The 7,893-nt window shown below is 67.7% G+C and carries 7 protein-coding genes and 1 pseudogene; 7 read left to right on the plus strand and 1 reads right to left on the minus strand.

The features are described from left to right. Positions 1-103: 103 nt before the first annotated feature. The 3 genes from BGN97_RS01505 to BGN97_RS01515 are packed head-to-tail and all read left to right on the plus strand — an operon-like array spanning position 104 to position 2,804. Positions 104-1,396, plus strand: coding sequence for an L-fuconate dehydratase (locus BGN97_RS01505; RefSeq protein ID WP_292697434.1), 1,293 nt, complete (start codon positions 104-106; stop codon positions 1,394-1,396). Beyond that, complete coding sequence (locus BGN97_RS01510) at positions 1,386-2,342, plus strand: aldo/keto reductase (RefSeq protein WP_292697436.1); 957 nt, start codon at positions 1,386-1,388, stop codon at positions 2,340-2,342. The genes BGN97_RS01505 and BGN97_RS01510 overlap by 11 nt, the downstream gene beginning before the upstream one ends. A gap of 42 nt (positions 2,343-2,384) precedes the next feature. Then, complete coding sequence (locus BGN97_RS01515; RefSeq protein ID WP_292697438.1) at positions 2,385-2,804, plus strand: RbsD/FucU domain-containing protein; 420 nt, start codon at positions 2,385-2,387, stop codon at positions 2,802-2,804. Positions 2,805-2,823: 19 nt separating this feature from the next. Here BGN97_RS01515 and BGN97_RS01520 read toward each other — a convergent pair whose 3' ends face one another. Next, positions 2,824-3,819: a LacI family DNA-binding transcriptional regulator gene (locus BGN97_RS01520; protein ID WP_292697440.1), complete on the minus strand. Its 996-nt coding sequence runs from the start codon at positions 3,817-3,819 to the stop codon at positions 2,824-2,826. A gap of 131 nt (positions 3,820-3,950) precedes the next feature. Between BGN97_RS01520 and BGN97_RS01525 the strand changes: the two genes are divergently transcribed. The 4 genes and pseudogenes from BGN97_RS01525 to BGN97_RS01540 form a co-directional block, all read left to right on the plus strand. Continuing rightward, the gene (locus BGN97_RS01525) at positions 3,951-4,820 is read left to right on the plus strand and encodes a sugar phosphate isomerase/epimerase family protein (RefSeq protein WP_292697442.1); all 870 of its coding nucleotides are present in this window, start codon (positions 3,951-3,953) and stop codon (positions 4,818-4,820) included. 184 nt (positions 4,821-5,004) lie between these two features. Next, positions 5,005-6,507: a sugar ABC transporter ATP-binding protein gene (locus tag BGN97_RS01530; RefSeq protein ID WP_292697445.1), complete on the plus strand. Its 1,503-nt coding sequence runs from the start codon at positions 5,005-5,007 to the stop codon at positions 6,505-6,507. Next, positions 6,507-7,550, plus strand: coding sequence for an ABC transporter permease (locus BGN97_RS01535; protein WP_292697447.1), 1,044 nt, complete (start codon positions 6,507-6,509; stop codon positions 7,548-7,550). Before BGN97_RS01530 ends, BGN97_RS01535 begins: the two co-directional genes overlap by 1 nt. A gap of 74 nt (positions 7,551-7,624) precedes the next feature. Continuing rightward, a pseudogene (locus BGN97_RS01540) lies at positions 7,625-7,893 on the plus strand (BMP family ABC transporter substrate-binding protein); the annotation flags it as partial.

Raw genomic sequence — 7,893 nt, forward strand, 5'->3', positions numbered from 1 at the left:
CGACAGCGGGTGCTGACGTGACCCCGCCGTTGACAGTATAGACATCGGATGTTTACACTCCAAGAGTCCGCGTCATATTCGTCCGACGCGCCGAAGGAGCCCCGTGAGCCGTATCGTCGCGCTGGAGACCAGCGACATCCGCTTCCCCACCTCGCTGAGCCTGGACGGCTCGGATGCGATGAACCCCGACCCCGACTACTCGGCCGCGTACGTGATCGTGCGCACCGACGCCGAGGACGACATCGCCGGCCACGCGTTCGTGTTCACGATCGGCCGCGGCAACGACGTGCAGGTCGCCGCGATCGACGCGCTCGCCGGTCACCTCGTCGGCCGCGAGATCGAGCCGCTGCTGGATGACATGGGCGGCACGTTCCGCGACATCATCGGCGACTCCCAGCTGCGCTGGCTCGGCCCCGAGAAGGGCGTCATGCACATGGCCATCGGCGCTGTGATCAACGCGCTGTGGGACATCAAGGCCAAGCGTGCGGGCCTGCCGCTGTGGCAGCTGCTCGGCCGCATGAGCCCTGAGGAGCTCGTCGACCTGGTCGACTTCCGCTACCTGACCAACGCGCTCACCCGCGACGAGGCCCTCGAGATCCTGCGCGCGGCGGTGCCGGGGCGTGAGGAGCGCGAGGCCCAGCTGCTGGCATCCGGCTACCCGGGCTACACGACCAGCCCCGGTTGGCTGGGCTACTCCGACGAGAAGCTCGAACGCCTCGCCCGCGAGGCCATGGCCGACGGCTTCACGCAGATCAAGCTCAAGGTGGGCGCCGACCTGCAGGACGACATCCGCCGCTTCCGCAAGGCGCGCGAGGTGTGCGGCCCCGACTTCCCGATCGCGATCGACGCCAACCAGCGCTGGGAGGTGTCCGAGGCCATCGAGTGGGTCAATGCGCTCGCCGAGTTCCACCCCGCCTGGATCGAGGAGCCCACCAGCCCCGACGACATCCTCGGCCACGCCGAGATCGCCCGCGGCGTCGCCCCGATCCGCGTGGCCACCGGCGAGCACGCCCAGAACCGGATGATCTTCAAGCAGCTGCTGCAGGCCGACGCGATCAAGATCATGCAGATCGACGCCGTGCGCGTCGCGGGCGTGAACGAGAACATCGCGAACCTGCTGCTCGCCGCCAGGTTCGGCGTGCCGGTGTGCCCGCACGCGGGAGGCGTCGGCCTGTGCGAGGCCGTGCAGCACCTGTCGATGTTCGACTTCGTGGCCGTCAGCGGCTCTCGCGAGGGCCGGCTGATCGAGTACGTCGATCACCTGCACGAGCACTTCGTGGTGCCGACCGACATCCAGGACGGCTCGTACATGGCGCCGACCGCGCCGGGCACGAGCATGGAGATGAAGGCCGACAGCATCGCGAAGTACACCTGGACGGGGCAGCATGTCGCTTGAGCTTCCCGCGCTCGGCTACGGCGCTGCGAACGTCGGCAACCTCTTCCGCGCGCTCAGCGATGACGAGGCCTGGGCGGTTCTCGAGGCGGCGTGGGACGCCGGCATCCGCTACTTCGACACCGCCCCGCACTACGGACTCGGGCTGAGCGAGCGGCGCCTGGGCGCGTTCCTGCAGACCAAGCCGCGCGACGAGTTCGTGATCTCGACCAAGGCGGGGCGCCTGCTGCGACCGAACCCCGCGCATCAGCCGGGCGGGCTGGACACCGACAACGACTTCCACGTTCCGGACGACCTGCGCCGCGAATGGGACTTCAGTGAGGCGGGCATCCGTGCCAGCATCGCCGAGTCGCAGGAGCGGCTGGGGCTCGACCGGATCGACCTGCTGTATCTGCACGATCCCGAGCGCCACGACCTCGACCTCGCGCTGGCCGAGGCCTTCCCCGCGCTGGAGAAGGCGCGGTCCGAGGGTCTGGTCGGAGCGATCGGCATCGGATCGATGGTGTCGGACGCCCTGTCGCGCGCCGTCCGCGAGGCCGACCTCGACCTGATCATGGTCGCGGGACGTTACACGCTGCTGGAGCAGCCTGCCGCGGCCGACGTGCTGCCGGCGTGCGCGGAGACCGGGACGGGGATCGTCGCGGCATCCGTGTTCAACTCCGGACTGCTCGCGCAGAGCGAGCCGAAGCGCGACGGCCGATACGAGTACGGCCAGCTTCCCGAGGAGCTGTGGGACCGGCTGGTGCGGATCGCGTCGATCTGCCGGGCGCACGACGTGCCGCTTCCTGCGGCCGCCATCCAGTTCCCGCTGCAGTCGCAGCTCGTGCGCTCGGTCGTGGTCGGCGGCAGCCGTCCCGCGCAGCTGCGGCAGAATGCCGAGTACGCCGCGCTGGAGATCCCCGCTGATCTGTGGGCGGAGCTGGCCGAGGACGGACTGATCCCGGCGTGACGCGGTTCGGATCGTCGGCGAGAGGGAGAAAAGGACTGACGGATGCTTGAGGGGATCAACCCGCTGCTGACCGGTGAGCTGCTGCTGCACCTGGATCGGATGGGGCACTCGGACTCGGTCGTCGTGGCCGACGCGCACTTCCCGGCGTGGGCGCTGGGCGAGCGCGTGATCGACCTGCCCGGCACGACGACGCCCGAGGTGGTCGCCGCGATCCGGTCGGTGCTGCCGCTGGACGATGCGCCAGGCATGGATCTGATGGAGTCGGCGGATGCCGAGGTGCTGGACGTGCAGCATGAGCTGATGGCCGCCGCCGGGACGGCGCTGGACACGACCCGCTTCGTGGAGCGCTTCGCGTACTACGACGTCGCCAAGGGCGCGTACCTGATGGTGCGCACGGGAGAGACCCGCAAGTACGGCAACGCCCTGCTGCGCAAGGGCGTCGTCGGACACCCCTCGGCCTGAACACTCGGGCGTCCCGCGGTCAGCCGACCGTCGAGGCCCGGACGACGAGCTCGGCGGCGAAGGGCGTGACCGGCGCGGCGGGTGCGCTCGGAGACTCGAGCAGTCGGAGCAGCGCCGATGCCGCGGCACGGCCGATCTCGTAGCCCGGCTGCCGGATGGTGGTGAGGGGGACCAGCGCCTGGCGGGCCTGGTCGACGTCGTCGAAGCCGACGATCGAGACCTCGCCGGGAACCATGATGCCCGCGCGCAGCAGAGCGGTCTGGGCTCCGATCGCGAGCATGTCGTTGGCCGCGAACAGGGCGTCCGGGCGCTCCGCTGCGGGGGCGGCGATGATCCGCTCCGCCGCCAGCAGTCCGGCCTCGATGGTGAGCCCGTCCGTCGCGATGACCTCGATCCGGGCATCGGGCGCCCCGTCGCGGAGGCCCGCGAGGCGATCCGCGGACTGGCTGACCGTGCGGGGATCGCCGAGGAAGGCGATGCGGCGACGGCCGATCCCGATCAGGTGCTCCCCGGCGAGCCGGCCGCCGCCGCGGTCGTCGAACGCCACGGAGCCGACGGAGGACGACGGCTGCTCGGGGCCGATGACGACCGAGCGGATGCCCTTGTCCGCCAGGCCCTCGAGCCGGCCGAGCACGTCGCCGAGCGGGTAGATGAGGATGCCCTGCGCGCGATGCGCCTCGAACATGTCGATGTTGCGCTGCTCCTGTGCGGCATCGCGGTTGCTGTTGCTGAAGAACAGCGACCAGCCGGCTTCCCGGGTGACGTCCTCGACGCCCCGGGAGAGCTCGCTGAAGTACGGGAGCCAGGCATCGAGCAGGATCAGCGCGATCGTCCTGCCCGCGCCGGCCCGCAGCTGGCGGGCGGACTCGTTCGGCACGAACCCGAGTTCGGCGATGGCGTCCCGCACGCGCTCCCTCGTCCTCTCGCTGAGCACGTGCGGATGGTTGAGGTAGTTCGACACAGTGGAGGCCGAGACCCCCGCATGGGCGGCGACGTCCTTGACGCTGGCTGGCATCCGGCATCCTCTCCGCTCGAATCAGGTGGTGACAGTCACGATACCCGGGCATTGACACGTTGCAACCACCGCGGGTACCGTCGCTTCAACGCGAAATTGCAACGTGCCAGTTCAGCAGCGAGGGAGCTCACATGAACATCGGATGCCATGGCCTGGTCTGGACCGGGGAGTTCGACGCGGCGGGCATCCGCCTGGCCGTCGAGAAGACTGCACGGGCAGGATTCGACCTCATCGAGTTCCCGCTGATGGACCCGTTCGCCTTCGATGTCGAGGCCGCGAAAGAGGCGCTCGCCGAGCACGGCCTGGCGGTGAGCGCCTCGCTGGGGCTCTCGGACGCGACCGACATCACCAGCCCGGACGCCGACGTCGTGGCGGCCGGCGAGGCGCTGCTGATCCGCGCTGTCGATGTGCTCGCGGAGCTCGGCGGCACGCACTTCTGCGGCGTGATCTACTCGGCGATGCGCAAGTACATGATGCCGGTCACGCCGGAGGGCCTGGCGAGCAGCAGGGCCGTCATCGGCCGCGTGGCTGACCACGCCGCCTCCCGGGGTGTGCAGGTGAGCCTGGAGGTGGTGAACCGCTACGAGACCAACGTGCTGAACACCGCGCGGCAGGCGATCGGCTACCTCGCGGAGGTGGATCGGCCCAACCTGGGCATCCATCTCGATACGTACCACATGAACATCGAGGAGTCGGACATGGCGGCTCCCGTGCTCGACGCCGCACCCGGGCTCCGGTATGTGCACATCGGCGAGAGCCACCGCGGCTACCTCGGCACCGGCACGGTCGACTTCGACACCTTCTTCAAGGCGCTCGGACGGATCGGCTACGACGGCCCGATCGTCTTCGAGTCGTTCTCGTCGGCGGTGGTCGCGGAGGATCTGAGTCGGATGCTGGGGATCTGGCGCAACCTGTGGACCGACAACGAGGAGCTCGGTGCGCACGCGAACCGCTTCATCCGAGACAAGCTCGTCGCCGTCGACTCCATCCGGCTGCACTGAGTCATCCGGTCGTTCTGGGCAGCGACACCACCGTGACCAACTTGTTATTACAGGTCTGGCGCTGTGCGCCGACGTTAGATACATTTAGATACAACTTGCGCATCGCACCCGGGACGCGCAGAATTGATCCGATGTTTGAAATGGATTCCACGGGAATCCTCGACCTCCGAGGGAGTAGGCGGGCATGAGCGATCCCATCCTCAAGGTGGAGGGAATCAGCAAGGGGTTCCCCGGCGTGCAGGCGCTGAAGGACGTGCACCTGGAGGTGCGCTCGGGTGAGGTCCTGGTCCTCGTCGGGGAGAACGGCGCAGGCAAGTCGACGCTGATGAAGATCCTCTCCGGCATCTACACGCGTGACGAGGGGACCATCACCTTCGAGGGCGAGCCGGTCGAGTTCACGAGTCCGCTGCAGGCGCAGCAGCTCGGTGTCACGATCATCCACCAGGAGCTGAACATGATGCCCGACCTCACGGTCGCGCAGAACATCTACATCGGCCGCGAGCCGAAGGTCGGACCCTTCGTCTCGGAGCGGCGCCTGAACCAGCAGACGGCTGAGCTGCTGCAGCGCCTCGACATCCACCTCGACCCCCGTCAGAAAGTGGGCGAGCTCACCGTCGCCGAGCAGCAGATGGTCGAGATCGCCAAGGCGCTCTCGTTCAACGCGAAGGTGCTGATCATGGACGAGCCGACCTCCGCCCTCACCGACGCCGAGGTCGAGGTGCTGTTCACCCTCATCGAGCAGCTCAAGGCCAAGGGCACCGGCATCGTCTACATCTCCCACCGCATGGACGAGCTGCGGCGCCTCGCCGATCGGGTCAGCGTGCTGCGCGACGGCGCATACATCGGTTCTCTCGAGAAGGACGAGATCAGCATCCCCAAGATCATCGAGATGATGGTGGGACGCGCGATCGACGAGGGAGCCCGCCCCGCGCCGCGCGACTACACCACCGAGCCGGTGGTCCTCGAGGTGCAGGGCCTGTCCACCAAGTCGCTGCTGCGCGACGTGTCCTTCCGCCTGCACCAGGGCGAGATCCTCGGCTTCGCCGGGCTGATGGGCGCCGGACGCACCGAGACCGCTCGCGCCGTCATCGGAGCCGATCCGCGCGACGGCGGGAGCATCGTGATCGGCGGCCGGGAGCGGCGCATCCGTCAGCCCGAGGACGCCGTCAAGCAGGGCATCGGATACCTCTCCGAGGACCGCAAGCTGCTGGGTCTCATGCTGGAGCAGGACGTCACCTTCAACACGGTGCTCGCCTCGCTCAACTCCTACGCCGGCGCGCTCGGCTGGATGGGCGACCGCACGGCCAAGCAGAAGACCAAGGACTACGTGCAGCAGCTGCGCGTGAAGACGCCCTCGGTCAACCAGATCGTCAAGCTGCTCTCGGGCGGCAATCAGCAGAAGGTCGTCATCGCCCGCTGGCTGATGCGCGACTGCGACATCCTCATCTTCGATGAGCCCACCCGCGGCATCGACATCGGAGCCAAGGAGGAGATCTACCGCCTGATGCAGCAGCTCGCCGACTCGGGCAAGTCCATCATCGTCATCTCGTCCGAGCTCCCCGAACTGCTCCGCGTCGCGAACCGCATCGCCGTGTTCGCGAACGGGGAGGTCACCGGTGAGCTCCGCAACGAGGAAGCCACCCAGGAGAAGATCATGCATCTCGCAGCCCACGGAGAGGACAGCTGATGAGCAACTCGACCACGACGGTCGTGCAGACCGCGGTGTCCGAGAACACCCAGAAGGGCCGCCTCGGCGCGGCTCTGCGCAACTCGGTTCAGCAGGGGCTCGCCCTCGGGACGCTGATCGTGCTGTTCGTGTTCTTCGCGATCTTCGGATCGAACTTCACGTCGTCCTCCAACATCGAGAACATCCTCATGTCGACGGTTCTCGTCGGGGTGCTCGCACTGGGCACGACCTTCGTGATCGTGACCGCGGGCATCGACCTCTCGCTGGGCTTCGGCATGACGCTGTGCTCGGTGATGATGGGAACCTTCATCACCGGATGGGGCCTGCCCGTGTGGGTGGGTGTGCTCGGCGCCCTGGCCACCGGTGCGCTGATCGGCCTGATCAACGGGCTCAACGTCACCTTCCTGCGTCTGCCCCCCTTCATCGCCACGCTGGCGATGATGATGATCGCGCAGGGTCTGGCGCTGGTCATCTCGGAGGTGAAGCCGATCACCTTCGCCCCCGAGACGCGCAAGCAGGTCACGAGCATCGTCCAGTTCGACCCGGTGCTCACGGCGTCCGACGGCTACTTCGCGAGCCTCCCCTCCGGTGTGCTCATCTTCATCGTGCTGGCCGTCATCGCGTACCTGACGCTGAACAAGACCCTGCTGGGCCGCTACACGTTCGCGATCGGCTCGAACGAGGAGGCCACCCGCCTCTCCGGTGTGAACACCCGCCGCTGGACCATCTGGGTCTATGTCTTCGCCGGCCTGTTCATCGGCATCGCCGGTGTGCTGCTGACCGCCCGCCTGGGCTCGGCTCAGCCGACCGCCGGCGCCGGCTACGAGCTCCAGGCCATCGCGGCCGTGGTCATCGGCGGCACCTCCCTGATGGGCGGCCGCGGATCGATCGTCGGCACCGTGATCGGCGCCTTCATCATGAGCGTGCTGATCAACGGTCTGCGCAGCATGTCGATCCAGACCGAGTGGCAGTACATCCTCACCGGCATCGTCATCCTCATCGCCGTGTTCTTCGACGCGCTGCGCAACCGCGGCAAGAGCTGAACGACCTCCCTTCCCAACTGAACACCGCACGTCCACCCGAGAACGTCCACAATCACAGAACGATGGAGTTTCACATGAAGTACGGAAAGAAGATCGCCGTCGCGACCGTCGCAGCGCTGACGGTGCTGAGCCTGGCCGGCTGCGCCACCGGCAAGGGCGACACCCCGGCCGGCGGCGGCGACAAGCCCGCTGCCAAGGACATGACCATCGACCTGGTCTCGAAGGGCTTCCAGCACCAGTTCTGGCAGGCCGTGAAGAAGGGTGCAGAGGAGAAGGGCAAGGAGCTCGGCGTCAAGATCAACTTCGAGGGCCCCGGCTCCGAGACCGAGATCGAGAAGCAGCT

This window comes from Microbacterium sp. 69-10 (assembly GCF_001897945.1).
GTDB lineage: Bacteria > Actinomycetota > Actinomycetes > Actinomycetales > Microbacteriaceae > Microbacterium.

What these genes read in the sequence shown, in the direction of transcription:
- BGN97_RS01535 (WP_292697447.1), top strand. Translation starts at nt 6,507, where the DNA reads ATGAGCAACTCGACCACGACGGTCGTGCAGACCGCGGTGTCCGAGAAC.
- BGN97_RS01510 (WP_292697436.1), top strand. Translation starts at nt 1,386, where the DNA reads ATGTCGCTTGAGCTTCCCGCGCTCGGCTACGGCGCTGCGAACGTCGGC.
- BGN97_RS01520 (WP_292697440.1), bottom strand. Translation starts at nt 3,819, where the DNA reads ATGCCAGCCAGCGTCAAGGACGTCGCCGCCCATGCGGGGGTCTCGGCC.
- BGN97_RS01515 (WP_292697438.1), top strand. Translation starts at nt 2,385, where the DNA reads ATGCTTGAGGGGATCAACCCGCTGCTGACCGGTGAGCTGCTGCTGCAC.
- BGN97_RS01525 (WP_292697442.1), top strand. Translation starts at nt 3,951, where the DNA reads ATGAACATCGGATGCCATGGCCTGGTCTGGACCGGGGAGTTCGACGCG.
- BGN97_RS01530 (WP_292697445.1), top strand. Translation starts at nt 5,005, where the DNA reads ATGAGCGATCCCATCCTCAAGGTGGAGGGAATCAGCAAGGGGTTCCCC.